This window comes from Stenotrophomonas sp. NPDC078853 (assembly GCF_044901215.1).
Lineage (GTDB): Bacteria > Pseudomonadota > Gammaproteobacteria > Xanthomonadales > Xanthomonadaceae > Stenotrophomonas > Stenotrophomonas lacuserhaii.
Genome location: NZ_JBJDOQ010000022.1, coordinates 40,147 through 63,837, shown reverse-complemented (window position 1 = coordinate 63,837; position 23,691 = coordinate 40,147). Strand labels below are relative to the sequence as shown.

Here is a 23,691-nt window from a genome sequence, read left to right as displayed (position 1 = left end):
GGGTGCGGTGGGGGGGGGGGGGGGGGGGGCGGAACCCCACCGCGCTTGTGTGGGGGGGGCCCCGCCTCTTCGTTTGTACCCCCGCAGCCCCCCCCCACCCCCCCCCGCCCCGCCCACAATCAGCCCTGCAGCTGTTGCTGTTGCTGTTGCTGTTGCTGTTGACGTCGCCTGAAGAGCAGGTGCCGGGCGCAGCCCGGCAACACACCACCTACCGTGGCTGCTTGATCGGCAGCACGATCCGGAACGTGGACCCTACCCCCGGCGTGCTGTCCAGGTCGATCCGGCCGTTGTGCTTGTTGATGATGCTGTAGGAGATCGACAGCCCCAGGCCGGTGCCGCTGCCCACCGGCTTGGTGGTGAAGAACGGATCGAAGATGCGCTGGCGCAGCTCCGGCGAAATGCCACCGCCGCTGTCCTGGAACTCCACCCACACGTGCTCGCCTTCCACCCCGGTACGCACGGTGATGACACCCCGTTCGGCAATCGCATGGCCTGCGTTGAGCAGCAGGTTCATGTAGACCTGGTTGAGCTCCGAAGGCAGGCACTCCACCAACGGCAGCTGGCCGAACTCACGGTGCAGTTCCACCTTGTACTTGAGTTCGTTCCAGATGATGTTGATGGTCGACTCCAGCCCGGAGTGCAGGTCGACCAGCTTCCACGACTCGTCACGCCCGGAATAGGAGAAGTCCTTCAGGTCGCGCACGATGCGCGTCACCCGCTCGATTCCCTCGCGCGACTCAGCCATCAACTGCGGCAGATCCCGGCTGATGAAGTCGATGTCGAGGCGATCGCGGATGTCATCGATTTCCGGGATCAACGTCTTCGGATCCGGCGCACGCAAAGCGCGCTCGTAGGCCTCGATCACCGTGAAAAGGCTGCGCAGGTATTCCTGCAGGCTGCCCAGGTTGGAATGCACGTAACCGATGGGGTTGTTGATCTCGTGCGCCACGCCCGCGGCCAGCTGGCCGATCGAAGCCATCTTCTCCGACTGCAGCAGCTTTTCCTGCGCGCCATTCAGCCGCAGATAGGCCTGGCGCAGCTCCGCGTGCCGCTGCTGGAGTTCGCGTTCGTAGTCTTCCTGGCCTTCGACCCGGCGGAACAGGCCCAGGTAATACCCTGCACCCTGGTCACGGTGGTGGTAAAGCTGGGCGGTGACGACCGCTTCGCCCATCACCAGGCTGCCACTCCACTGCCCCTCGCGCCGCGCGACTGCCATCGCATCGGGCGGCAGCAGGGCGCGCAGCCGCTGCGCCGGACCGGCACCACTGGCCGGACCGGTGGCCAGCAACGCCTCCACCGCCGGATTGGCCAGGATCACTGAATCATCGTCGGTGAAAAGCAGCAGGCCTTCGCGCACCGGCGCAAGCAGCGCCTGCAGGAGCGCGGGCGAAGGGAGGGACGGCGTCGGGTTCGGGAAGGCGGCAGGCACGGGTGCTCGGCGTGGCAAGGATGAGTGCCACTATACGATGCCTGCAGATGCGGGCGAGCCGCAACACGGATCGCCGTGCCGCCGGCCCGGATCAGGCGACGGCGAGCGGACGCCCGGCGGTCATCTGCTGGGACTGGCCCTTGCTGTCGTACGCCGGCGCATCTTCGCTGCGGCCGAGCTGGCGCAACGCCCAGTTGACCTCGCGGCGTCGGCGCGACAGCAGTACGCCGTTGGCGCGGTTGCGTTCGGCCAGTTCCTGCAACTGGCTGGATTCGCCGACCGGAAGCGCCTTGTCCAGTGCGCGCAGGGCATCCAGCTTGGCCCCGGTGGCACGGATCAACGCATGCACATCGTGCGCGACCAAGGCCTGGCGCTCGGCATCCAGGGCTTCGCTCAGCCGTTGCATGGGCTCGCTCATGGGCGTGCTCATCCCTGCAGCTGCTGGTCCAGATCAAGCATGCGCGATGCAATCGCTTCTGGATTGATCCGGTAGCTGCCGTTCTGCAGTGACTCACGCACTGCGGCCACGCGCTCGGCATCGATCGCCGGGGCGGCCGAAAGGCTGCGTTCCAGGGCTTGCAGGTTGGTGGCTTCACCGGTCAGCTTCAAGCTGTCGGCTGCCTGCACCGGACGCGCGGGCGCATCGGTACTGATGCCGGGCCGACTGGCCGGACCCACCGCGCGCAGGGTCTGCGCCGCCTGCAGGGTACCGTCGATTTTTTGGCTCATTGGAGCTCCAAGGGTTGCCGTACTGTAACGATAACGGCCACCGGACCGTGATCTTTAGGGGGTTTTGCGATTTTTTTCAGCGCGTCACTAAAACGTCGCCACTGGCGTCCACGGTGCCCTGCACTATCTTGCGCGAGGTCAGGTTCTCCACCGACAGGCGTTCGTTCTCGCCGGCATCGCCCAGCGCCTTGCCGGCCACCCGGACTTCCACCGATCCGCGCCGGGACACCAGCGCCACGCTGTCGCCGCGCCGGACCAGCCGCTGTGCGACCAGGTCAGAGGCGGACAGCAGGCTGCCCGCCTGCAGCGTCCGGCGTGCCACCCGGCCGACGGCAGCGGCGGGGTCGGCCAGCACGGCGCCGGCGATCCGCGCTGCATCACGCTGGGCAGTGGTCATATCGGCAGCAGCCAGCGTTTCTCCAGCGGCAATACCACGCGCCAGCACCAGCACGGTCTGCTCGCGGCGCACCTTCACCGGCACGAACAGGCGCCAGCCGCCGGCATCGGGGCAGCTCACTTCCACGGTGGTACTGGCGGTGGGCTGCGCGGCCAGGCCCTGCGCGCAGGCCGGCAGGCGCAGCGCGTCGGCCACCACGGCCTCGCCCTGCTCGCCCGCGCCCAGTGTGGACAGTGCGGCCGTGCGGATGCTGTCCACCGGCTGCCACGAGGGCGCGGCCCCGGCGGGCGCGGCCATCGCCAGCATCAGCCAGCACATCGTCTTGAAGGATGGCATGCCACCTCCGGTCATGGGATCACCCGCCCTGCTGCAAGCGCCGTGCCAATGGCAACGCAGTCGCGCCGCTCAAGTCCATCGCCGGCGCGCCGATACAGCCTGCATGTCACATGACCTGCTCAACCGCATCGACCAACGCACCCGGCTGGCTGGACACAACCGGCTGGCCCTCCTGTTGTTCCGCCTGGGCGGACGCCAGCTTTTTGGCGTCAACGTGTTCAAAGTGCAGGAAGTGCTGCGGCGCCCTGCCCTGTTCCAGGTGCCGGGCCTGCCCAGCCAGTTCTCCGGCGTGGCCGATGTGCGCGGCCGCTCGGTGCCGGTGCTGGACCTTGGCGTGGCCATCGGCCATCCCGAGCGGGGCAACAACGGTGACGGCCCGGGCTATCTGGTGGTGACCGAGTTCAACCGGTCCATCCAGGGCTTCCTGGTCAGCGGGGTGGAGCGCATCGTCAACATCGCCGTACAGGACATCCATCCACCGCCGGAGCTGGGGGCCGAATCCAGTTACCTCACCGCGGTGACCCGCTTCCAGGGCGAGCTTATCCAGGTGATCGACGTGGAAAGCGTGCTGGCCGACATCGCCCAGACCCGCAGCGAAGCGGTACTCGACCCGGCGATGGCCCTGCCCGCCGACGCCCCGCCGATGCAGGTGCTGGTGGTGGACGACTCGCGCGTGGCGCGCCAGCAGATCCGCAGCGTGCTGGACCAGCTGGGCGTCGGCGCCACCCTGCTGTCCGACGGCAAGCAGGCGCTGGACCACCTGCTGCAGATCCACGCCGCCGGTGAAGACCCGGCCCAGCGCTACGCGATGGTGATCTCCGACATTGAAATGCCGGCGATGGACGGCTACACGCTGACCACAGAAATCCGCCGCCACCCGGGCCTGTCCGGGTTGTTCGTGCTACTGCACACCTCCCTTTCCGGCGTGTTCAACAACGCGATGGTCGAACGCGTGGGGGCCAACGCCTTCGTCGCCAAATATTCCCCGCACGAACTGGCCGACTTCGTCCTGGACCGCCTGCGCCGCGTCGCCGAAGCCGCCTGACCCCACGCCCCCCTGGCATCACCGCCGAGCACGGCCAGGCGCTAGCGTTCCCGCGTTCGATTAAATAATGCGGGGTGGCGGGCAGGCCTGGGCAGGACGCTGAGCCGCATGGATGCGGCGATGCAGCCTACACGGACGTACTTGCGGCGTGTCCTGCGCAGGCCTGCCCGCCACCACGCCCCCAGCCCAACGCCGCCGCTTTGGCACAAAGGTTGCAGCCTCCCCGGCACAGTTCCGTGGGAGCGCGCCATGTCCAACCTGATTTCCGACTACCTGGGTGTCCATGCCCAGGCCATGCCGTTGCGCGAGCAGCGCATGAAGCTGATCGCCAGCAACCTCGGCAACGCCGACACCCCCGGCTACAAGGCCCAGGACCTGGACTTCGACGCCGCCCTGCGCAGCGCCCAGGGCCAGTCCGGCAACGGCCTGATGGCCACCACCAACGAACAGCACCTGGCGATCGGCGGCGGCCTGAACCCGTTCCAGATCTCCCGTGAAGGCATCCAGCCCAACCTCGACGGCAACACCGTGGACCCGGACACCGAGCGCGCCGCCTACGGCCGTGCCGCGCTGGAATACCGGGCCTCGCTGAGCTTCGTCGAATCCAAGGTGCGCTCCATGCTCACCGCGATCACGGGGCAATAAACCATGAGCAACCTGCCGATCTTCGACATCGCCGGTTCCGCCCTGCAGGCGCAGTCGGTGCGCATGAGCACCATCGCCTCCAACCTGTCCAACGCCGATTCGGTGGCTGGCTCGGCCGAAGCGGTCTACAAGCCGCTGGAACCGATCTTCCAGGCCGTCACCAGCCGCACCGATCCCAACATCACCACGGTGCAGGTCAAGGAAATCAGCCAGAGCAACGCTGCGCCGATCAAGCGCTACGAGCCCGGCCATCCACTGGCCGACGGCGATGGCTACATCTACCAGGCCGACGTCGACCCGGTCGCGCAGATGGTTAACCTGATCTCCACCTCGCGCAATTACCAGGCCGGCGTGGAAATGCTGAGCACCGCCAAAGAACTGGCCCTCGCCACGCTGACGATGGGCCGCTGAGGCGCGCCCGCAAGGATCTCTCCATGAGTACTGCCATCACCACCCAGTCCAGCCAGGACGTGTACGCCGCCCTCGGCCTTAACTCGCCCAACAGCAGCGCCAGCAAGAAAAAAGACACGCTGGAGCAGGCCGACTTCCTGCGCCTGATGACCGAACAGCTGCAGCACCAGGATCCGCTGAAGCCGATGGACAACACCCAGATGGTCGCGCAGATGGCGCAGATGTCCACCGTGCAGGGCATCACCGACCTCAACACCACCGTGCAGGGCTTCCAGACCTCGATGGCCAGCGACCAGGTGCTGCGTGGCGCCGCGCTGGTCGGCCACGACGTGCTGGTGCCGTCGGAAAAGATGGTGCTGGAAGCCGAAGGCAGCGTCGGCGGCGTGGTCGCCGCGCCCAGCGCCGGCATGATCAACGTGGACATCACCGATGCCAACGGCTTGAAGGTCGCCCAGATCAGCGTGGAAGCCACCGCCGCCGGCGAGACCAGCTTCGAATGGGACGGCAAGGACAGCAGCGGCAACCGCCTGCCACCCGGCAACTATTCGCTGGTGGCCAACCACACCGATGCCGCCGGCGCGCAGACCAAGCTCGGCACCTACGTGGAGGCGCCGGTGGAAAGCGTGACCGTCGGTTCCGACGGCCTGTACCTGAATCTCAAGGGATTGGGCGCCGCCCCGATCGACTACGTGCTCCGCATCAGCTGAGCCCCCAGACCGAATAATCGAGGAGTCCACCATGGCTTTCAATGTCTCGCTGTCCGGCATCAACGCCGCCAACACCGACCTCAGCGTCACCGCCAACAACGTCGCCAACGTCAACACGACCGGCTTCAAGCAGTCGCGCGCCGAATTTGCCGATCTGTTTTCGGCCACCAGCTATGGCCTGTCACGCAACGCGGTGGGCTCCGGCGCACGCGTGTCCAACGTGGCCCAGCAGTTCAGCCAGGGCAACAACAGCCAGACCGGGCGCAGCCTGGACCTGGCCGTGTCCGGCGAAGGCTTCTTCACCATGAGCATGAACGGCCAGCGCACCTACTCGCGCGCCGGCAATTTCCAGACCGATGCGCAGGGCTTCGTGATCAACCCGGCCGGTGCACGCCTGCAGGTGTTCACCCCCAACGCCGATGGCACGACCTTCGATTCCGGTCGCCTGACCGACCTGCAGCTGCTGACCACCGACAGCCCGCCCAAGCAGACCGGCAGCGTGCAGCTGGCCTTCACCCTGCCGGCCAACAGCAGCCAGCCCACCGTGACCCCGTTCGACCCGACCGATTCGAACAGCTACAGCCAGTCCAGCGGCGGCGTGACGGTGTATGACTCGCTCGGTGTCAGCCACACCCAGACCTCGTATTTCGTCAAGGGCACCGCTGCCAACGAGTGGCAGGTGTACAACTACGTCGACGGCCAGGCCGCCGGCGCCCCGACCACGCTGCAGTTCAACGAGAGCGGCGCGCTGGTTGCCCCGGCCAACGGCAGGATCACCCTGGACGGCTTCACCCCGGCCACCGGCGCCGGCCAGCTCAACCTGACCCTGGACGTGGCCGGGTCGACCCAATACGGCGAGAAGTTCGCCCTGCGCAATTTCCAGCAGGATGGCTACGCGGCCGGCAAGCTCAACGAGATCAGCGTCTCCGAACAGGGCGTGGTCTATGCGCGTTATTCCAATGGCGATGACAAGGCGCTGGGCCAGGTCGCACTGACCAACTTCAACAATGCCCAGGGACTGCAGTCGACCGGTGACAACATGTGGGTGGAAACCTTCGCCTCGGGCTCGCCGCGCACCGCCGCTCCGGACACCTCCGACCTCGGCAAGATCCAGGCCGGCGCCCTGGAATCGTCCACCGTGGACCTCACCGAGCAGCTGGTGAACATGATCGTGGCCCAGCGCAACTTCCAGGCCAATTCGCAGATGCTCAGCACCCAGGACCAGGTCACCCAGACCATCATCAACATCCGTTGATGATGGCCGGCTGACCGCAGCACGGAGCTTCCCCCATGGACAAGGCCCTCTACGTCGCGATGACCGGCGCCCGCGCCTCCCTGCAGGCACAGGGCACGGTGTCGCACAACATCGCCAACACCGATACGCCGGGCTTCAAGGAAGCGCTGGCCAACACCGAGGCCTTCGCGATCCGCGGGCAGGGTTTCGCTTCGCGCGTGGACGCCATCCATGTCGATGCCGGCTTCAACCGGCGCGTCGGTGCCCAGCACATCACCGGCAATCCGCTTGACCTGTCCCTGCAGGCCGGCAGCTGGCTGACCGTGCAGGCACCGGGCGGTGGCGAGGCCTACACCCGCGGTGCGGCGCTGTCGCTGACCCCGAACGGCCAGCTGGTCACCGCCGGCGGCCACGCGGTGCTGGATGAAAACGAAAACCCGATCGCCATCCCGCCGCACCAGGCGATGGAGATCGGCAACGACGGCACCATCTCGATCATCCCGCTCGGCGAGGGTCCGCAGACGATGGCGGTGATCGGCCGGATCAAGGTGGTGGCGGCAGATGACGCGCGGCTGGAACGCGGGCTGGATGGCCTGTTCCGCAACACCGATCCGCAGCAGCCGTTCGTGCAGACCCAGGGCAAGGCACTGGAAAGCGGCCAGCTGGAAGGCAGCAACGTGGACGCCGCCGGTGCGCTGGTGCAGATGATCCAGCTGCAGCGCCAGTACGAAATGCAGGTCAAGGTGATCAAGCACGGCGACGAAAACGCACGCAGCGCCAATAGTCTGCTGCGGCTGAACGGCTGAGTCCACGCCGACGACGGAATACCGGCGCGCCGCAATGGCACGCCGCTTGCAGTACCCCTGGTGAAGCACCTGCGAGCGTTCGCAGGTATCTGCCCCGCCCCGCTGGGCCGGACACCACGCAGAGGACCCGACCATGAACCAGGCACTGTGGATCGCCAAGACCGGACTGGACGCGCAGCAGACGCGCATGTCGGTGGTATCCAACAACCTCGCCAACACCAACACGACCGGCTTCAAGCAGGACCGTGCCAGTTTCGAGGACCTGCTGTACCAGCAGGTGCGCCAGCCTGGCGGTGCCACATCGGCGCAGACGCAGTTGCCGACCGGCCTGCAGCTCGGAACCGGCGTGCGCGTGGTGGCCACCGCCAAGAACTTCGAACAGGGCAGCCAGCAGCAGACCGGGCGCGCACTGGACGTGATGGTCAACGGCCGCGGCTTCTTCGAAGTATCCATGCCCGATGGCAGCTCGGCCTATACCCGCGACGGCTCGTTCAAGGTCAACCAGGACGGCGAGCTGGTCACCAACAGCGGTTACCCGGTGCAGCCGGGCATCCAGATCCCGGAAGGCGCACAGACGCTGACCATCGGCAGCGACGGCACGGTCAGCGTGAAGATGGCCGATGACGCGGCCACCGTGGAGATCGGCGCGCTGACCCTGACCGACTTCATCAACCCGGCCGGCCTGCAGTCGCGCGGCGAGAACCTGTACCTGGAGACCACCGCCTCCGGTCCGGCACAGAACGGCAATCCCGGCCTCAACGGGCTCGGCAACGTGGTCCAGGGCGCACTGGAAGGCAGCAACGTCAACGTGGTGGAAGAGCTGGTTTCGATGATCGAAACCCAGCGCGCTTACGAAATGAACGCCAAGGCCATTTCCACGACCGACTCGATGCTCGGCTACCTCAACAACAACGTCTGATCGGACCGCCATCATGCTGCCAGCCGCTTCCCTCGCCCGCCTGACCTTCGCTGCCGCCGCCATCGCGCTGCTGGGCGGCTGCGTGATCGCCGGCGACGTGCGCCCCTACCCGGCCCTGGCGCCGGTACAGCCGGTGATGCCGCCGCAGGCCCAGGCAACGGCCGGGGCGATCTACGCCGCCGGTCCGTCGCTGCAGCTGTATTCGGACCGCCGCGCACGCGATGTCGGCGACCTGCTGACGATCACCCTGCTGGAAAACACCCAGGCACAGATGAGCGCGAACACCGCAACCAGCAAGGAATCCGAGCTGGCCATCGGCACCCCGACCATCTTCGGCGCACCGGTCACCCTGGGCGGCAAGGACATCCTGTCGGCCACCGCGAATGGGTCGCGGGATTTCACCGGCCGCGGCAACAGTGCACAGAGCAACCGCCTGCAGGGCAACGTGACGGTCACGGTGATGCAGCGCCTGCCCAACGGCAACCTGGTGGTGCAGGGCCAGAAGAACCTGAGGCTGAACCAGGGCGACGAGCTGGTGCAGGTGCAGGGCATCGTCCGCGCCGCCGACATCGCACCGGACAACACCATTCCCTCCAGCCGCGTGGCCGATGCCCGCATCGTCTACGGCGGACGTGGCGCGGTGGCGCAGTCCAATGCGATGGGCTGGCTGAGCCGCTTCTTCAACTCCGGCCTGGCGCCGTTCTGAGCATGCCTGCCATGAACCTCCTCACTTTTTCTGCCCGCCTGTTGATCGCGGCCCTGGTCGTTGCCGGTGCCGCGTTGCCGGCGCATGCCGAACGCATCAAGGACCTGGCCCAGGTCGGCGGCGTGCGTGGCAATGCGCTGGTGGGCTACGGCCTGGTGGTCGGCCTGGATGGCAGCGGTGACCGCACCAGCCAGGCACCGTTCACCGTGCAGAGCCTGAAGAACCTGCTCGGCGAGCTGGGCGTCAATGTTCCGGCGAACGTCAATCCGCAGCTGAAGAACGTCGCCGCCGTGGCGATCCACGCTGAGCTGCCGCCGTTCGCCAAGCCGGGCCAGCCGATCGACATTACCGTCTCCTCGATCGGCAATGCGGTGTCGCTGCGCGGTGGTTCGCTGCTGATGGCCCCGCTGAAGGGCGCCGATGGCCAGGTCTACGCGATCGCCCAGGGCAACCTGATCGTCGGCGGTTTCGGCGCACAGGGCCGCGATGGCTCGCGGGTGTCGGTCAACGTGCCCAGCGTGGGCCGCATCCCCAACGGTGCCACCGTCGAGCGCGCGCTGCCGGATGTGTTCGGCGCGGCCGGCGAGATCACCCTGAACCTGCACAAGAACGACTTCACCACCGTCTCGCGCATGGTTGCCGCACTCAACAACGCCTTCGGCGAAGGCGCTGCCCGCGCCGTCGACGGCGTCACCGTCGCGGTCAACGCGCCGACCGATCCGGGCGCCCGCATCGGCCTGCTGGCACGCATCGAAAGCCTGGAGCTGACCCCGGGCGCGGCATCGGCGAAGGTGGTGGTCAACTCGCGCACCGGTACGGTGGTGATCGGCCAGCAGGTCCGCGTGGGCGCTGCCGCGATCTCGCACGGCTCGCTGACGGTGACCATCCAGGAAGGCACCAATGTCAGCCAGCCCAATGCGCTGGCAGGCGGCCAGACCGTGGTGAGCCCGCAGTCCACCATCACCGCCACCAACGATGGCAGCCGCATGTTCAAGTTCAACGGTGGCACCTCGCTGGATGAAATCGTGCACGCGGTAAATGCCGTGGGCGCCGCCCCGGGCGACCTGATCGCGATCCTGGAAGCCCTCAAGCAGGCCGGCGCGCTGAGCGCCGAGCTCGAGGTGATCTGACATGCGCATCCAGCCATCCTTCGAGCTCAATCCTTCGCAGCGCAACGATCCGGCCCAGGTCGACAAGGTCGCGCGCCAGCTTGAAGGACAGTTCGCGCAGATGCTGGTCAAGAGCATGCGCGATGCCAGTTTCGGTGACTCGCTGTTCCCCGGCGAAAACACCATGTTCCGCGAGATGTACGACCAGAAGATCGCCGAGTCGATGACCCGCGGAAAGGGCCTGGGGCTGTCGGCGGTGATCAGCCGCCAGCTTTCCGGCGCTGCGACGGACGGCCCGGCCCTGGATGGGCGCATCAACGCCACCGAAGCCACCCGCGCCTACCAGCTCAACGCCCCGGCCGCCGACGCGCCGGCGATGCCGCTGGAAGACGCCGACCAGGCCGTGCGCATGCTGCAGCAGATGGCCGCGGGCAGCTCGCCGCGCCTGTTGCAGCCGATGGAGCAGACCCTGGACCTGATCGCCGGGCGCGACAGCAGCAGCATGCACCAGGCGCTGGGCAGCAGCGATCCGTATGCTGCGCAGACGCTGGCCGCGCCGGCACCGGTGGCGGCCGAAGACCAGTGGGCGGCAACAGCAACCAACCGCGGCACCGGCCCGTCGGCGATCGATACGCTGGCCAGCAGTTCGGCCGTGGCGCGCCTCGGCTCGCACACCCCCGAAGGCTTCGTCGCCGGCATCTGGGCACACGCACAGACCGCCGCCAAGGAACTCGGCGTGGATGCGCGTGCGCTGGTCGCGCAGGCCGCGCTGGAAACCGGCTGGGGCAAGCGCCAGATCACCCACGGCGATGGCCGTACTTCGCACAACCTGTTCGGCATCAAGGCCACCGGCTGGAGCGGCGACCGCGCCACCGTGGGCACCCACGAATATGTGAATGGCGCACGCCGCAACGAAACCGCCAGTTTCCGCAGCTACAGCTCGCCGGCCGAAAGCTTCGCCGACTACGTGCGCCTGCTGAAGAGCAACCCGCGCTACCAGAAGGCACTGGAAGCCGGCACCGACGTGCGCGGCTTCGCGCGCGGGCTGCAGCAGGCCGGCTATGCGACCGACCCGTCGTACGCCAACAAGATCGCCAGCATCGCTGGCGGCCCGACCATCGAACGCGCGGTCGCCGCCATCGGCGATGCCGGCGCGCAGTTGGGTCGCACCTTCGCCAGCACTGCCCAGGCAGCGCTGGGCACCGCCCGTCGCTGAGGAACCCCATGACCAGCGTGCTCTCTACCGGTACCAGTGCCCTGCTCGCCTTCCAGCGCGCACTGGCCACCACCAGCCACAACGTGGCCAACATCAACACCGTTGGCTACAGCCGGCAGCGCGTGGACTTCGCCACCGCCGATCCGCAGCAGATGGGCTACGGCACCGTTGGCAACGGCACCCGAATCGCCGATATCCGGCGCGTTGCCGACCAGCTGGCGATCTCGCGGCTGCTTGACGGCAGCGGCGAACTGGCCCGGCTGAAGCAGCTGTCCACCATGGCCGACCGCGTCGATTCGCTGTTCTCCGATGCCTCCACCAACGTGGCCGGGGTGTGGTCGAACTTCTTCGATTCGGTCAGCGGACTGTCGTCCAACGCGTCGGCCACCGCTGACCGCCAGAACGTGCTGGACAGCGCCAACACGCTGGCCAATCGCTTCCGCCAGCTCAATACCAGCCTGGACAGCCTCAACAGCGAGGTCAACAACGGCATCAGCGCAGCAGCCACCGAGATCAACCGGCTGGCCGCGGAAGTGGCGCAGATCAACGGCGCCATCGGCAGCAACGCCGCCAATGCCGCACCGGACCTGCTGGATCGCCGTGACCAGCTGATCGCCAGCCTGGTCGGATACACCGGCGGCAACGCGGTGATCCAGGACGGCGGCTTCATGAACGTCTACACCGCCGGCGGCCAGGCGCTGGTGGTCGGCAGCACCGCCAGCAAGGTCACCACGGTTACCGATGCCTACCAGCCCGAGCGCCTGCAACTGGCGCTGGAAACCCAGGGCGCCAAGGTGGTGCTGGATTCGAAGGCACTCGGCGGGCAGGTGGGCGGGCTGATGGAGTTCCGCGAAACCGTGCTGACCCCGGCCCAGGCCGAACTGGGCAAGCTGGCGGTGGGCCTTGCGACCACCTTCAACGACACCCACCGCAACGGCGTGGATCTGTACGGACAGATGGGCACCGACCTGTTCAACATCGGCAGCCCGCGCATTACCGACAACACCGCCAACACCGGCAATGCGACGATCCAGGCCAGCTTCGGCGACCTGTCCAAGCTGGATGCGCAGAACATCGTGCTGCGCTTCGACGGTACCCAGTGGCAGGCCAACCGCGCCGACACCGGTGCGGCAATCCCGCTGACCGGCAGCGGCAGTGCGGCCGATCCGCTGGTGATCAACGGCGTGCAGATGGTGGTCGGTGGCACCCCGGCGGCCAATGACCGCTTCCTGCTGCAGCCGACCGCCAACGTGGCCGGCAGCATGAGCGTGGCGATCACCGATCCGTCGCGGCTGGCCGCGGCCGCGCCGATCAAGGGGGCCGCGGCAACCGCCAACACCGGCACCGGCAAGCTCACCGACGTCAAGGTGGGCGACGCCGCCAATGCAGCGCTGCGCAACCCGGCCGCGATCGTCTTCACCGCCGCCGGCCAGTACACCATCGACGGGGCCGGCCCGTTCGCCTACACCGCCGGCCAGACGATCACCGCCAATGGCTGGAGCTTCGTGCTGGATGGCGCGCCCAAGCCGGGCGACACCTTCAACATCACCCCGGTCGGTGCCGGTTCGTCGGACAACAGCAACGCGCTGGCACTGGCAAAGGTGGAGGACGCCAAGACCTTCAACAGCGGCACCGTCACCCTCAATGGCGCGTTGGGTGGGCTGACCACGCAGGTCGGCGCGGCCGCACGTTCGGCGCAGTACTCGCTGGATGCGCAGCAGGTGATCACCGACCAGGCGCAGGCCGCGCGGGATTCGGTATCCGGGGTCAACCTGGACGAAGAGGCAGCGGACATGCTCCGCCTGCAGCAGGCCTACCAGGCCGCGTCGCAGCTGATTTCCACCGCCGACACCATGTTCCAGACCATCCTCGGAGCCGTCTCGCGATGAATGACCGTATTTCCACCGGGATGATGTTCAGCCAGTCGGTTTCGCTGATGCTGGGCAAGCAGTCCAAGATCAACCACCTGGAACAGCAGATCGCCACCGGCAGCAAGATCGTGTCGGCCAAGGACGATCCGGTCGCTGCCGGCACCGCCGTCGGCCTGGACCGCGTGGTGGCCGGGCTGGAGCAGCTCGGCAAGAACGCCAACAACGCGCAGAACCGCCTCGGCCTGCAGGAAAACGCCTTGGCCCAGGCCAACGAACTGATGACCCGCGCGGTCGAGCTGAGCATCCAGGCCAACACGCCGGTGCCCGGCAACACCGACCTCAAGGCGATCGTCAGCGAGCTGAAAACCATCCAGGACAGCCTGCTGTCGCTGGCCAACAGCAAGGACGGCAGCGGTCGTTACCTGTTCGGTGGCAGCAACGATTCGGACGCGCCCTTCCTCAAGGCCGGCGGCACGGTCAGCTATGTCGGTGACCAGACCCAGCGCCAGGTGGAAGTGGCACCCGGCCAACTGGTCAACGATGCCCTGCCCGGCAGCGAGATCTTCATGCGCATCCGTACCGGCGATGGCACGGTGGACGCCAGCGCGGCCGCCGGCAACACCGGCAGCGGCCTGCTGACCTCGGTCAGCCGCGATGGCAGCGCGGACTGGGACGGTGGCGCGCTCAACGTTCGCTTCACTGCCGCCGGCGAAGGCGCCTACGAGGTGCTGGACGCTGCCGGCGCGGTGGTGGCCACCGGCACCCACACCAAGGGCGAAGACATCGTGGTCGGCGGCGTGCGCCTGCGCATCGAAGGGGCACCGGCCGCCGGTGACAGCTTCGACGTGGTGGCCTCCAGCTCGCGCGACATCTTCGCCACGATGGACACGCTGATCGGTGCACTGGAATCGGATCCGCAGACCGCGGCCGACCGCACCGGCATGCAGAACCTCCTGCAGTCGAGCATGCGTGACATCACGCGTGCTTCGGAAAACATGATCGATGCACGGGCCAAGGGCGGTGCGCAGCTGGCCGCCATCGACGACGCCGCCAGCGCACGCGACGCCACCGCCGTAACCGTAAAGAGCACCCTTTCCACCCTGCGCGACCTGGACTACGCCGATGCCATCGGCCAGTACAAGCTCGAAAACGCGGCCCTGCAGGCCGCGCAGACGATCTTCAGCCAGATGCAGGCGATGTCCTTGTTCAACAGTATCCGCTGACCTTCATCCGGGCGCCCCAAGCGCGCCTCTACCAACAGACCCGAGCAACCCACGGAGACGCCCCATGGCACAGATCATCAACACCAACACGATGTCGCTGAACGCCCAGCGCAACCTTTCCACCAGCGGCAACTCGCTGGCCACCTCGATCCAGCGCCTGTCATCGGGCCTGCGCATCAACAGTGCGAAGGACGACGCGGCGGGCCTGGCGATCTCCGAGCGCTTCACCACCCAGATCCGCGGCATCAACCAGGCCGCGCGCAATGCCAATGACGGCATTTCGCTGGCGCAGACCGCCGAAGGCGCGCTGGGCGAGATCGGCAACAACCTGCAGCGCATCCGCGAGCTGGCCGTGCAGGCGCGCAACGCCACCAACTCCGATTCCGACCGCCAGGCGCTGAACGCCGAAGTGCAGTTGCTGAAGTCGGAAATCCAGCGCGTGTCCGAGCAGACCAACTTCAACGGCACCAGCCTGCTCAACGGCAGCTTCACCAACCAGGCCTTCCAGATCGGCGCCGACCAGGGCCAGACGATCAACATCTCGCAGATCGCCAACGCCAATACCAACAAGCTGGGCAGCTGGACCAGTGCGTCCACTGCGGCCAGCGTGACCAGCGCAGTGGCCACCGGTGGCGCCGCTGCGGCGGTGCCGAACGCCTCGGTAGTTTCAGGGCAGTTCGATGACGTCACCGCTGCTGCGGGCGGTTTCTCGTTCTCGGTCGGTGGCGTGGAAATCCTCACTGCCGCTGCCGGCGCAACGGTCACCGAAGCACAGATCACGCAGGCGCTGTCCGATCGCTCCGCTGATCTGGCCGCCGCCGGCTTCACCTCGACCGGCACGGTTGCCGCTGGCACGCTAGCGTTCTCGCGCGCCGATGGGGGCGAGTTCACCATCGGCATGACCGGTGCCGGCGCGGACGGTTTCCAAGGGGCCGGCTTTGTAGGCTCCCAGGACAACGGCACTGCCGCTGTCGCGGCCAGCTTCGGCGCCATCACGGCCGGCCAGCTGACCCTGTCCACCGCCGATGGCACCGGCACCGTCGACATCGTAGTGGGCGCGTCCAAGGACACGGCCGAGCGCAACACCATGATGGTCAACGCGGTGAATGCGAAGAGTCACGAAACCGGCGTCACCGCCTCGATCATCGATGGCAAGGTGCAGCTGGAATCGAAGACCGGCAACTTCGAGATCGGGGGCAGCCTCACCGCCGACGAACTCGCAGGCGCCACCGGCTTCACCGCTGGTGACAGCTCGGTCAATGGCCGCTCGTTCACTGCCGGCTCGGCCCAGGTCGGTTTCGCTGCGCTGGACATCTCCTCGCAGGCTGATGCGGACAACGCGATCCTGGCCATGGATGCGGCGCTGCAGTCGGTCAATTCGGCGCGTGCCGACCTCGGCGCGATCCAGAACCGCTTCAGCTCCACCATTGCCAACCTGACCACGTCCTCGGAAAACATGTCCGCTGCGCGCAGCCGCATCCGCGACGTGGACTACGCCCAGGAAACCGCCGAACTGACCCGCTCGCAGATCCTGCAGCAGGCCGGCACGGCGATGCTGGCCCAGGCCAACCAGGTGCCGCAGAACGTGCTGAGCCTGCTGCAGTCGTAATACCGCCCTGCCCCGGCAGCGCAGCAACCGAAGGCCCCGCCAGGCAACTGGCGGGGCCTTTCTGCCTCCAAGGGCCGCAAAGCATCGCTCGGCGCTACCGAATCCGGAAAAAATAATTGACTTGTGGCTAAAGGCTGGGCAGGCAGTGCCGTTATTGATTTCAGCAGCGGCAGCACACCCCCACCGGGGCGCCCATCCACTGCCCCTAATACCGGCCAGGCTGAACTGCCGGACCCACTGCCAAAAAGGAAAACCGCACCATGGCACAAGTCATCAACACCAACACCATGTCGCTCAACGCCCAGCGCAACCTGAGCACCAGCGGCACCAACCTGGCCACCACCATCCAGCGCCTGTCCTCGGGCCTGCGCATCAACAGCGCCAAGGACGATGCCGCCGGCCTGGCCATCTCCGAGCGCTTCAGCACCCAGATCCGTGGTGCCAACCAGGCTGCCCGCAATGCCAACGACGGCATCTCGCTGGCGCAGACCGCTGAAGGCGCCCTGGGCGAAATCGGCAACAACCTGCAGCGCATGCGTGAACTGGCCGTTCAGTCCCGCAGCGCCACCAACTCCGATTCGGACCGCCAGGCGCTCAACTCGGAAGTGCAGCTGCTGAAGCAGGAAATCCAGCGCGTCGCCGAGCAGACCAACTTCAACGGCACCAACCTGCTGGACGGCAAGTTCACCGACCAGGCCTTCCAGATCGGCGCCAACCAGGGCCAGACGATCAACATCTCGCAGATCGCCAACGCCAACATCAGCAAGCTCGGCAGCTGGACCAGCGCCACCACCTCGGCCAGTGCCACCGGCGTGGTCCCCAACGGCGATGCCGTGCCGGCCGTGGCTGCGACCGCTGCCACCAAGGCCATGGGCGCCTTCACCGCCGGCGCCGGCGGCGATGCGACCAGCGTCTCCACCCAGACCTTCACCGCTGGCAGCGACACGCTGGCGATCGCCGTCACCGGTGCAGCCACCACCGCTGCCAGCACCGCGGCGGCCTTTACCGGTGCCGGTTTCGGTGCTGACGGCACCGGCACGGTCAGTGGCTTCAGCCTGAGCCTGGGTGCCGCCACCACCATTGAAGGCGCGATCACCGCCGGCACGCTGACCGTGAACCGCGCTGACGGCACCAACTTCACCCGTGACCAGTCGGTTGCCGGCACCGCCCGCACCACTGTCGGCGGTTTCGATGGTGCAACCGCGATCAGCACGGACGGCGTCCCCGGAGAAGCCGCCGTGGCCGCCAAGTTCGGCGCCGCCAGCTTCACCCTGACCGGCACCCTCGACGGCGCCGCCACCTCGGCCGTGCAGATCGACCTGACCGCCGTCGGCACGGCCGGTGAACGTGCGACCCAGCTGCTGAATGCCGTCAACGCCAAGACCCACGAAACCGGCGTCACCGCCTCGCTGGTGGAAGGCACGCTGCGGCTGAGCGGCAAGGAAGGCAACTTCACCATCGCCGCTGCCGGCACGACCGACGATGACGCACTGCTGGAGCAGACCGGCCTCACCGCTGCAACCAGCACTAACTACGCCGCTGGCAGTGCCAAGGACGGCTTCGCCGACCTCGACATCTCCTCGGTGGGCGGTGCAGACAACGCGATCCTGGCCATGGACGCTGCGCTGAACTCGGTCAACTCCTCGCGTGCTGACCTCGGCGCGATCCAGAACCGCTTCACCTCGGTCGTTGCCAACCTGAACACCTCTTCGGAGAACATGTCGGCCGCCCGTAGCCGTATCCGCGACGTGGATTACGCTTCGGAAACCGCCGAACTGACCCGCAACCAGATCCTGCAGCAGGCCGGTACGGCCATGCTGGCCCAGGCCAACCAGTCCAGCCAGAGCGTGCTGAGCCTGCTGGGCTGATCCACGGATCAAGTAGTACGTGAGACCGGAAAGGGGGCGAAAGCCCCCTTTTCGTTTGTGTGGGACGGGAGAGCGTGACGACCAACGGTCGTCACCCACAACGACCAACAGTCGTCACCCACAACGGTCAGCGGCCGTCATCATCGGACCGTGGCACGGGGCTTGCATCAAGGCAGCCAGCGCAGCAGCGCTCAAGCTCGCCCAACAGCGGCCGATAGCAGATGCATGGCATCGGCTCGTGCCGTCACCGCACAAGGATCCTTCCATGTCCCTCGGCACCATCGGTTCCGGCCTCGACATCCCCAGCCTGGTTTCCCAGCTCGTCGCCAATGAGCGTGCGCCGAAGGAAAACCAGATCAACAACGCCGGCGTCGCCGCCAGCGCCAAGCTTTCGTCGCTGGGCACCATCAAGAGTGGCATGACCAGCCTGCAGACCGCGCTGAGCGCCCTGGTCAAGGGCGTTGCCAATCCAGGCATCAAGGCCAGCACGCCAACCGAATCGAACTTCACCGCCGTCATCGATACCGCCAGCACTGCGGGCAAGCCGGCCGCCGGCACGCATGAGGTGGAAGTCCGTTCGCTGGCGCAGAACCAGAAGCTGAGCTCGAAGGCGTACGAGAAGGACGCGGTGATCGGCGATGGCACGCTGAACATCGGCTACGGCGAGAAGAACATCAGCGTCACCATCCCGGCGGGCGCCAAGCTGTCCGAAGTGGCTGCGGCGATCAATTCCGCTGCCGGCGGCAAGGGTGTGACGGCCGCCGTGGTGACCGCCGATGATGGCCAGCACCTGGTGCTGACCGCCGTGGATTCGGGCACCAAGGGCGCGCTCACCGTCAGCACCAGCGGTGGCAACGGCGGCCTGGGCGACCTGGTGCACGATGCCGCCGGCACCTCGAAGATGACCGAAATGGTCGCCGCCAAGGATGCGGTGGTGGTGGTGGATGGCTTCACCCGCACCTCCAGTTCGAACACCGTCACCGATCTGGTCCCCGGCATCACGCTGACGCTGACCAAGGCCGAAGAAGGCAAGAAACAGACGCTGACGTTGACGCCTGACAACAGCACGCTGAAGACCAACCTCAACGCGTTCATCAGTGCCTACAACTCCATCCAGAGCACGCTGAAGAGCTCCAGCGCCTACAACGCCGAAACCGGCACCGCCGCCACGCTGACCGGCGATGCAATGGTACGTGGCCTGCAGCAGCAGCTGCGCAGCTCACTCAGTGCCAACGTCAACGACATGAAGACGATGGGCCTGACCATCGCAGCGGATGGCACGCTGAGTCTGGATGCAGCCAAGCTGGACACAGCGATGGCGCAGAACCCGGAAGCGGCCAAGTCGCTGTTCGGTGCCGAAGGCAGCATCGGCAAGTCAATGACCGCGCTGCTGAAGAGCAATCTGGACACGACCACCGGCACCATCACCCAGCGCACCAATTCGCTCAACAAGGAAATCAAGGCGCTGGAAAAGCAGCTGGATGACCTGGATGCGCGCATGGAAAAAGTATCCGATCGCTACACCAAGCAGTTCACCGCGATGGAAGGCCTGGTCACCCAGATGCAGAGCGCCAGCAATACGCTTTCCCAGCAGCTGGCCAACAACAGTTCCAAGAGCTGATCCGGCGTCCGCGCCAGCCCGCTCAAGTTGATCGGCCTGATGGCCGATATCCATGAAACACCGGTACCGGCTGCACTCCGCCACGGGCGGGACCAGGCAACCGGCACCCCAGGAGAAACCATACATGTACGGCACAAACCGGCAGTTCGCCGAGCAGTACCGCAAGGTCGGCGTCAGCACTTCGGTGGTCGATGCGGACCCGCACAAGCTGGTGGCGCTGCTGCTGGCCGGTGCCTGCGAGCGCATCCGCACCGCCGAGGCCGCGCTGCAGCGCAGTGATCAGGCGCGCAAGGGCAAGGCGATCGGCGAAGCCTGCTCGATCGTCGGCCATCTCGACGGATCGCTGGACCATGAGGCCGGCGGTGAGATCGCCGCCAACCTGTCCGCGCTCTACGAGTTCGTGATCGTGCGCTTGACCGAAGCCAACCTGCACAACGATCCGGCTGCGCTGAAGGATGCACTGAGCCTGATGATGGAGATCGACTCGGCCTGGAACGCCATCCCCGGCGACCAGCGCCAGATCCGTGGCGCAGGGACACCATGAGCGCCCTGGTGCTGCAGCCGCTGCACGCCTCGCTGGAGACGCTGGAAGCGCACCTGCCCAGCGGCGACCATGAAGGCAGCGAACGCCTGATGGCCGAGCACCTGCAGGCGGTGGCCGCGCTGTCGCTGAGCGTCGAACGCCCCACCGATGAGGCGATCCGGACCCTGCTTGCCCACCAGCAGCGGGTGATGGGCCGCATGGTGCAGCTGCGCGATGAAGCGGCCGCCCACCTCAACCACGGCAAGCGCTCCCTTCGCGCTGCGCATGCCTACCTGAAGGCAGAATCGCTGGCATGAACACGCCCGCCGCGCCGCTGATCCACCATCCCGCAGAAAGCGAGCTGTTCGATGAAACGCTGAGCTGCGATGTGGACCTGCCCGCGGACTTCCTGCGCGGCAGCGGCGGCGTGCGCGCCAGCGCGGCCGAGCAGCTGCTGCGCAGCATCGGCCTGGTGGAAGACAGCCGCGGCGAGGACAAAGACGACCGCGGCGAAGCCAGCCCCGGCCAGCAGCGCATCGAAGCCAAACTCGATCTGGTGCTGCTGCTGGTGGGCCGGCTGGTACGCCAGCAGGCCGATGCCCTGCCCCTGCGTCCGCTGCGCTGGTCGCGACGCGGCATCCGACTGCAGCTGGGCCCGCGCAGCGGCGCGGTTGCGGGCAGTGCCGGCACGGTGCGCCTGCAGCCCAGCGACTGGCTGCCGGACCACGTGGACCTGCCCGTGCAGGTAGTGGCCGAAGCAGCCAACGGCGCCGGCGGCCACTATCTGTGGCTGCGTTTCGACGAGCTCGGTGACGGGCTGGAAATGGCAATGGAACGCCACCTGTTCCGCCTGCACCGCCGCCAGATCGCCGACGCCCGACGCTACCGCTGAGGCGCAATACGGGATGGCCGTCGCTGTACGCGACTGTCGCTATTGGCTGCCCGGCCCCGGTCCGTTATGGTGGTCCCTTCCCTGCCTGTAGCTGCTCACCTTGCGCGTTCTGATCGTCGACGACCACACCCTAGTCCGCGCCGGCCTTGGGCGACTGCTGCAGGGATTCGCCGATGTCCAGCTGGTGGCCGAAGCCAGCAATGCTGAACAGGCGCTCCAGCAAGCGCTGCAGCATGCACCGGATGTGGTGCTGATGGATCTTTCCCTGCCCGGGCGCACCGGCCTGGAAGCACTCAGCGATATCCGCCTGCATGCCCCGGGATCGCGCGTGGTGATGATGACCATGCATGACGACGTCGCCCACGTGCGTGATGCGCTGGATCGCGGCGCAGTAGGTTTCGTGGTCAAGGATGCCGCGCCTGGCGAACTGGAACTGGCACTGCGCGCGGCGCATGCCGGCCAGGTGTTCCTGAGCCCGCAGATTTCGGCAAAGATGCTCGCCCCGATGCTGGGGCGGGAGAAGCCGGTGGGCGTGGCGGCCCTGTCCCCGCGCCAGCGCGAGATATTGCGCCGGATCGGCAGCGGGCAGAGCAACAAGGAAATGGCGGCCGACCTCGGGATCAGCGTCAAGACCGTGGAAACCCATCGCGCGCGGATGATGGAATCGCTGGGCTGCCGTCGCGCCAATGACCTGGTGCTGCTGGCCGCGCGCCACCAGAGCGATCTGGAGTAGCGGGCGACGACGCTTTTCCGACGCCGTGGTTGCCCCGCGTCGAGATTCCTGCGACGGCAGGCCGGACCGCTGCGGTGGATCAGGTACTTGCACCTGGCACCGTGACGGAAACCCGTTGCGATGTAGGGATTTTCCTGACCATGGGTCAGGGGCGACCCTAGCGCGCTCAGGAACCCCCCGATTTCCCCTACCCCGGCCAACAAGCAAGATGTGTTCCATAACGCGTCGGGGATGGCGCAGGGGAATGCAGATGAAAGCCGCACTCAATGTCCAGCTGGGCCAGAACCTCCACCTGACACCACAGTTGCTGCAGTCGATCCGGCTGCTGCAGCTCGATGGCCTGCAGCTGGAGCAGGAAATCCAGCGCGCCCTGGACAACAACCCGCTGCTGGAAATCGAAGAAGTCCGCGACAGCGCGGCCGAGGCAGGCAGCGCGGTGGACGCGGCCACCGATGCGGCCGCCTTCGACGAACTGCCCGAGAGCGGCATGTGGGACATCCCCGGCGCCAGCTGGCAGGACGGTGACGACGACCGCATGGCGCGCATCGCCGCCGGCCAGTCCAGCGATCCGCACCTGCGCATCCTGCAGGGCCTGGCACTGGAACTGGACGAGCGCGCACTGGGCATCGCCGCCTTCTGGCTGGAACATTGCGACGATGCGGGTTACCTGCAGTCTCCGCTGGCGCAGCTGCAACTGCTGGGCAGCGCCCGGCTGGACGTGCAGGCCGAAGAACTGGAGGCCATCCGCCAGCGCCTGCTGCGGGGCGACCCGGCCGGCATGGCCGCACAGCACCTGGGTGAATGCCTGCAGGCCCAGTTGGACGCCCTGCCCGGCGCGGTGGCCGCCCGCCATCTGGCACGGCGCATACTGGCCGGATCGCTGGAGCTGCTGGCCAGCCACGATTACCCCGCCCTGGCCGCGGCGCACGGCAGTGAAGAAGCCGACGTGCACGAAGCGGTACGGCTGATCCTGTCCCTGCAGCCGCGGCCCGGTGACAGCCTGCTGCCCGAGCGCAACGCGGTGGTGGTGCCCGATGTCAGCGCCTGGCACGCCGACGGCCTGTGGCGCGTGGCGCTGAACAGCCGCAGCAGCCGCCGGGTGGGCATCAACCGGGACTACGAACAGGCCCTGGCCGACTCCCCCGATGCCAGCCCGGCCATGCGCGAAATGCTCGCCGAGGCGCGCTGGCTGACCCGCGGCCTGTCGATGCGCCACGACACCCTGCTGCGCACCGCACGGGTGATCGTCGAGCGCCAGGCCGCCTTCCTTACCCGCGGCGATGAGGCCATGGCCCCGCTGACCCTGAAGGAAGTGGCCGATAGCATCGGCATGCACGAATCCACCGTTTCGCGCATCACCACCGGCAAATACCTGCAGACCCCGCGTGGTACCTTCGAACTCAAGCACTTCTTCGCCGTGCGGCTGGAAGGGGCCAGCGTCTCCGGGGCGGCCGTGAAAGCCATGGTGCGCCGGCTGATCGAATCTGAACCGGCGGGGCGGCCACTGGCCGATGAGGCCATCGCCGGGCTGCTGGCGCGCCAGGGAGTGAACATTGCACGCCGGACCGTTGCAAAATACCGGGAACAACTGGATATCGCCCCGGCGCGCGAGCGCCGTCGGCCGGTGGTCCGGCAACCGCTGATGGCCCGGGTGGGCTGAGG

General features: G+C 67.1%; 24 protein-coding genes and 1 pseudogene. 21 read left to right on the top strand and 4 right to left on the bottom strand.

Annotation, left to right across the window (positions count from 1 at the left end):
* Positions 1-208 precede the first annotated feature (208 nt).
* The 4 genes from ACI2JH_RS17955 to flgA all read right to left on the bottom strand — a co-directional run bounded on the left by ACI2JH_RS17955 (position 209) and on the right by flgA (position 2,891).
* Positions 209-1,429 carry an ATP-binding protein gene (locus ACI2JH_RS17955; protein ID WP_101099005.1) on the bottom strand — a complete coding sequence of 407 codons (1,221 nt, stop codon included), beginning with the start codon at positions 1,427-1,429 and terminating at the stop codon, positions 209-211.
* A gap of 91 nt (positions 1,430-1,520) precedes the next feature.
* Complete coding sequence (locus ACI2JH_RS17950) at positions 1,521-1,859, bottom strand: flagellar protein FlgN (protein WP_101099006.1); 339 nt, start codon at positions 1,857-1,859, stop codon at positions 1,521-1,523.
* Complete coding sequence (gene flgM, locus ACI2JH_RS17945; protein ID WP_101099007.1) at positions 1,856-2,158, bottom strand: flagellar biosynthesis anti-sigma factor FlgM; 303 nt, start codon at positions 2,156-2,158, stop codon at positions 1,856-1,858. The genes ACI2JH_RS17950 and flgM overlap by 4 nt, the downstream gene beginning before the upstream one ends.
* A gap of 76 nt (positions 2,159-2,234) precedes the next feature.
* Entirely contained in the window at positions 2,235-2,891 is a 657-nt protein-coding gene (gene flgA / locus ACI2JH_RS17940) for a flagellar basal body P-ring formation chaperone FlgA (RefSeq protein WP_191768771.1), read from the bottom strand.
* Positions 2,892-2,994: 103 nt separating this feature from the next.
* Between flgA and ACI2JH_RS17935 the strand changes: the two genes are divergently transcribed.
* From ACI2JH_RS17935 to rpoN, 21 genes and pseudogenes are all read left to right on the top strand, one after another.
* Complete coding sequence (locus ACI2JH_RS17935; RefSeq protein ID WP_101099008.1) at positions 2,995-3,936, top strand: chemotaxis protein; 942 nt, start codon at positions 2,995-2,997, stop codon at positions 3,934-3,936.
* A gap of 249 nt (positions 3,937-4,185) precedes the next feature.
* Complete coding sequence (flgB, locus tag ACI2JH_RS17930; RefSeq protein ID WP_042615442.1) at positions 4,186-4,581, top strand: flagellar basal body rod protein FlgB; 396 nt, start codon at positions 4,186-4,188, stop codon at positions 4,579-4,581.
* A 3-nt stretch (positions 4,582-4,584) separates the two neighbouring features.
* Positions 4,585-4,992 carry a flagellar basal body rod protein FlgC gene (gene flgC / locus ACI2JH_RS17925; protein WP_042615441.1) on the top strand — a complete coding sequence of 136 codons (408 nt, stop codon included), beginning with the start codon at positions 4,585-4,587 and terminating at the stop codon, positions 4,990-4,992.
* Between the two features lie 23 nt (positions 4,993-5,015).
* Positions 5,016-5,699: a flagellar hook capping FlgD N-terminal domain-containing protein gene (locus tag ACI2JH_RS17920; RefSeq protein WP_404736843.1), complete on the top strand. Its 684-nt coding sequence runs from the start codon at positions 5,016-5,018 to the stop codon at positions 5,697-5,699.
* Between the two features lie 31 nt (positions 5,700-5,730).
* Positions 5,731-6,954 (top strand): flagellar hook protein FlgE, encoded by a 1,224-nt coding sequence (flgE, locus tag ACI2JH_RS17915; RefSeq protein ID WP_182657637.1) that lies wholly within the window; start codon positions 5,731-5,733, stop codon positions 6,952-6,954.
* Between the two features lie 35 nt (positions 6,955-6,989).
* Entirely contained in the window at positions 6,990-7,739 is a 750-nt protein-coding gene (locus ACI2JH_RS17910) for a flagellar basal body rod protein FlgF (RefSeq protein WP_101099011.1), read from the top strand.
* A gap of 133 nt (positions 7,740-7,872) precedes the next feature.
* The gene (flgG, locus tag ACI2JH_RS17905) at positions 7,873-8,658 is read left to right on the top strand and encodes a flagellar basal-body rod protein FlgG (protein WP_042615437.1); all 786 of its coding nucleotides are present in this window, start codon (positions 7,873-7,875) and stop codon (positions 8,656-8,658) included.
* Between the two features lie 13 nt (positions 8,659-8,671).
* Positions 8,672-9,364, top strand: coding sequence for a flagellar basal body L-ring protein FlgH (flgH, locus tag ACI2JH_RS17900; RefSeq protein WP_042615436.1), 693 nt, complete (start codon positions 8,672-8,674; stop codon positions 9,362-9,364).
* Positions 9,365-9,375: 11 nt separating this feature from the next.
* Entirely contained in the window at positions 9,376-10,494 is a 1,119-nt protein-coding gene (locus ACI2JH_RS17895) for a flagellar basal body P-ring protein FlgI (RefSeq protein ID WP_101099037.1), read from the top strand.
* Position 10,495: 1 nt separating this feature from the next.
* A complete protein-coding gene (gene flgJ / locus ACI2JH_RS17890; RefSeq protein ID WP_404736842.1) occupies positions 10,496-11,689 on the top strand; it encodes a flagellar assembly peptidoglycan hydrolase FlgJ in 1,194 nt (397 codons plus the stop codon).
* Between the two features lie 8 nt (positions 11,690-11,697).
* Positions 11,698-13,578, top strand: a complete 1,881-nt coding sequence (flgK, locus tag ACI2JH_RS17885) for a flagellar hook-associated protein FlgK (RefSeq protein WP_349999006.1) — start codon at positions 11,698-11,700, stop codon at positions 13,576-13,578.
* A complete protein-coding gene (gene flgL / locus ACI2JH_RS17880; RefSeq protein ID WP_319276784.1) occupies positions 13,575-14,783 on the top strand; it encodes a flagellar hook-associated protein FlgL in 1,209 nt (402 codons plus the stop codon). Before flgK ends, flgL begins: the two co-directional genes overlap by 4 nt.
* 64 nt (positions 14,784-14,847) lie before the next feature.
* Positions 14,848-16,392, top strand: coding sequence for a flagellin (locus ACI2JH_RS17875; RefSeq protein WP_404736841.1), 1,545 nt, complete (start codon positions 14,848-14,850; stop codon positions 16,390-16,392).
* Positions 16,393-16,652: 260 nt separating this feature from the next.
* Positions 16,653-17,133: pseudogene (locus ACI2JH_RS17870) on the top strand (flagellin); the annotation flags it as partial.
* 128 nt (positions 17,134-17,261) lie between these two features.
* Positions 17,262-18,260: a flagellin gene (locus ACI2JH_RS17865; protein ID WP_404736845.1), complete on the top strand. Its 999-nt coding sequence runs from the start codon at positions 17,262-17,264 to the stop codon at positions 18,258-18,260.
* 265 nt (positions 18,261-18,525) lie between these two features.
* Positions 18,526-19,881, top strand: a complete 1,356-nt coding sequence (gene fliD, locus ACI2JH_RS17860) for a flagellar filament capping protein FliD (protein WP_349999002.1) — start codon at positions 18,526-18,528, stop codon at positions 19,879-19,881.
* A 124-nt stretch (positions 19,882-20,005) separates the two neighbouring features.
* Positions 20,006-20,425 (top strand): flagellar export chaperone FliS, encoded by a 420-nt coding sequence (fliS, locus tag ACI2JH_RS17855; RefSeq protein ID WP_101099019.1) that lies wholly within the window; start codon positions 20,006-20,008, stop codon positions 20,423-20,425.
* Positions 20,422-20,721 carry a hypothetical protein gene (locus ACI2JH_RS17850; protein WP_349999001.1) on the top strand — a complete coding sequence of 100 codons (300 nt, stop codon included), beginning with the start codon at positions 20,422-20,424 and terminating at the stop codon, positions 20,719-20,721. The genes fliS and ACI2JH_RS17850 overlap by 4 nt, the downstream gene beginning before the upstream one ends.
* Positions 20,718-21,296, top strand: a complete 579-nt coding sequence (locus ACI2JH_RS17845; RefSeq protein ID WP_101099021.1) for a PilZ domain-containing protein — start codon at positions 20,718-20,720, stop codon at positions 21,294-21,296. The genes ACI2JH_RS17850 and ACI2JH_RS17845 overlap by 4 nt, the downstream gene beginning before the upstream one ends.
* Before the next feature lie 100 nt (positions 21,297-21,396).
* Positions 21,397-22,029, top strand: a complete 633-nt coding sequence (locus tag ACI2JH_RS17840; protein ID WP_042615450.1) for a response regulator transcription factor — start codon at positions 21,397-21,399, stop codon at positions 22,027-22,029.
* A 250-nt stretch (positions 22,030-22,279) separates the two neighbouring features.
* Positions 22,280-23,689, top strand: a complete 1,410-nt coding sequence (rpoN, locus tag ACI2JH_RS17835; RefSeq protein WP_404736840.1) for an RNA polymerase factor sigma-54 — start codon at positions 22,280-22,282, stop codon at positions 23,687-23,689.
* Positions 23,690-23,691: the final 2 nt, after the last annotated feature.

Coding starts and splice junctions, on each gene's coding strand:
- ACI2JH_RS17920 (WP_404736843.1), top strand. CDS start 5,016: ATGAGTACTGCCATCACCACCCAGTCCAGCCAGGACGTGTACGCCGCC.
- ACI2JH_RS17950 (WP_101099006.1), bottom strand. CDS start 1,859: ATGAGCACGCCCATGAGCGAGCCCATGCAACGGCTGAGCGAAGCCCTG.
- ACI2JH_RS17865 (WP_404736845.1), top strand. CDS start 17,262: ATGGGCGCCTTCACCGCCGGCGCCGGCGGCGATGCGACCAGCGTCTCC.
- ACI2JH_RS17910 (WP_101099011.1), top strand. CDS start 6,990: ATGGACAAGGCCCTCTACGTCGCGATGACCGGCGCCCGCGCCTCCCTG.
- fliD (WP_349999002.1), top strand. CDS start 18,526: ATGTCCCTCGGCACCATCGGTTCCGGCCTCGACATCCCCAGCCTGGTT.
- ACI2JH_RS17935 (WP_101099008.1), top strand. CDS start 2,995: ATGTCACATGACCTGCTCAACCGCATCGACCAACGCACCCGGCTGGCT.
- flgM (WP_101099007.1), bottom strand. CDS start 2,158: ATGAGCCAAAAAATCGACGGTACCCTGCAGGCGGCGCAGACCCTGCGC.
- flgA (WP_191768771.1), bottom strand. CDS start 2,891: ATGCCATCCTTCAAGACGATGTGCTGGCTGATGCTGGCGATGGCCGCG.
- flgG (WP_042615437.1), top strand. CDS start 7,873: ATGAACCAGGCACTGTGGATCGCCAAGACCGGACTGGACGCGCAGCAG.
- ACI2JH_RS17845 (WP_101099021.1), top strand. CDS start 20,718: ATGAACACGCCCGCCGCGCCGCTGATCCACCATCCCGCAGAAAGCGAG.
- flgJ (WP_404736842.1), top strand. CDS start 10,496: ATGCGCATCCAGCCATCCTTCGAGCTCAATCCTTCGCAGCGCAACGAT.
- ACI2JH_RS17895 (WP_101099037.1), top strand. CDS start 9,376: ATGAACCTCCTCACTTTTTCTGCCCGCCTGTTGATCGCGGCCCTGGTC.
- fliS (WP_101099019.1), top strand. CDS start 20,006: ATGTACGGCACAAACCGGCAGTTCGCCGAGCAGTACCGCAAGGTCGGC.
- flgL (WP_319276784.1), top strand. CDS start 13,575: ATGAATGACCGTATTTCCACCGGGATGATGTTCAGCCAGTCGGTTTCG.
- flgE (WP_182657637.1), top strand. CDS start 5,731: ATGGCTTTCAATGTCTCGCTGTCCGGCATCAACGCCGCCAACACCGAC.
- flgK (WP_349999006.1), top strand. CDS start 11,698: ATGACCAGCGTGCTCTCTACCGGTACCAGTGCCCTGCTCGCCTTCCAG.
- rpoN (WP_404736840.1), top strand. CDS start 22,280: ATGAAAGCCGCACTCAATGTCCAGCTGGGCCAGAACCTCCACCTGACA.
- flgC (WP_042615441.1), top strand. CDS start 4,585: ATGAGCAACCTGCCGATCTTCGACATCGCCGGTTCCGCCCTGCAGGCG.
- flgH (WP_042615436.1), top strand. CDS start 8,672: ATGCTGCCAGCCGCTTCCCTCGCCCGCCTGACCTTCGCTGCCGCCGCC.
- ACI2JH_RS17875 (WP_404736841.1), top strand. CDS start 14,848: ATGGCACAGATCATCAACACCAACACGATGTCGCTGAACGCCCAGCGC.
- flgB (WP_042615442.1), top strand. CDS start 4,186: ATGTCCAACCTGATTTCCGACTACCTGGGTGTCCATGCCCAGGCCATG.
- ACI2JH_RS17850 (WP_349999001.1), top strand. CDS start 20,422: ATGAGCGCCCTGGTGCTGCAGCCGCTGCACGCCTCGCTGGAGACGCTG.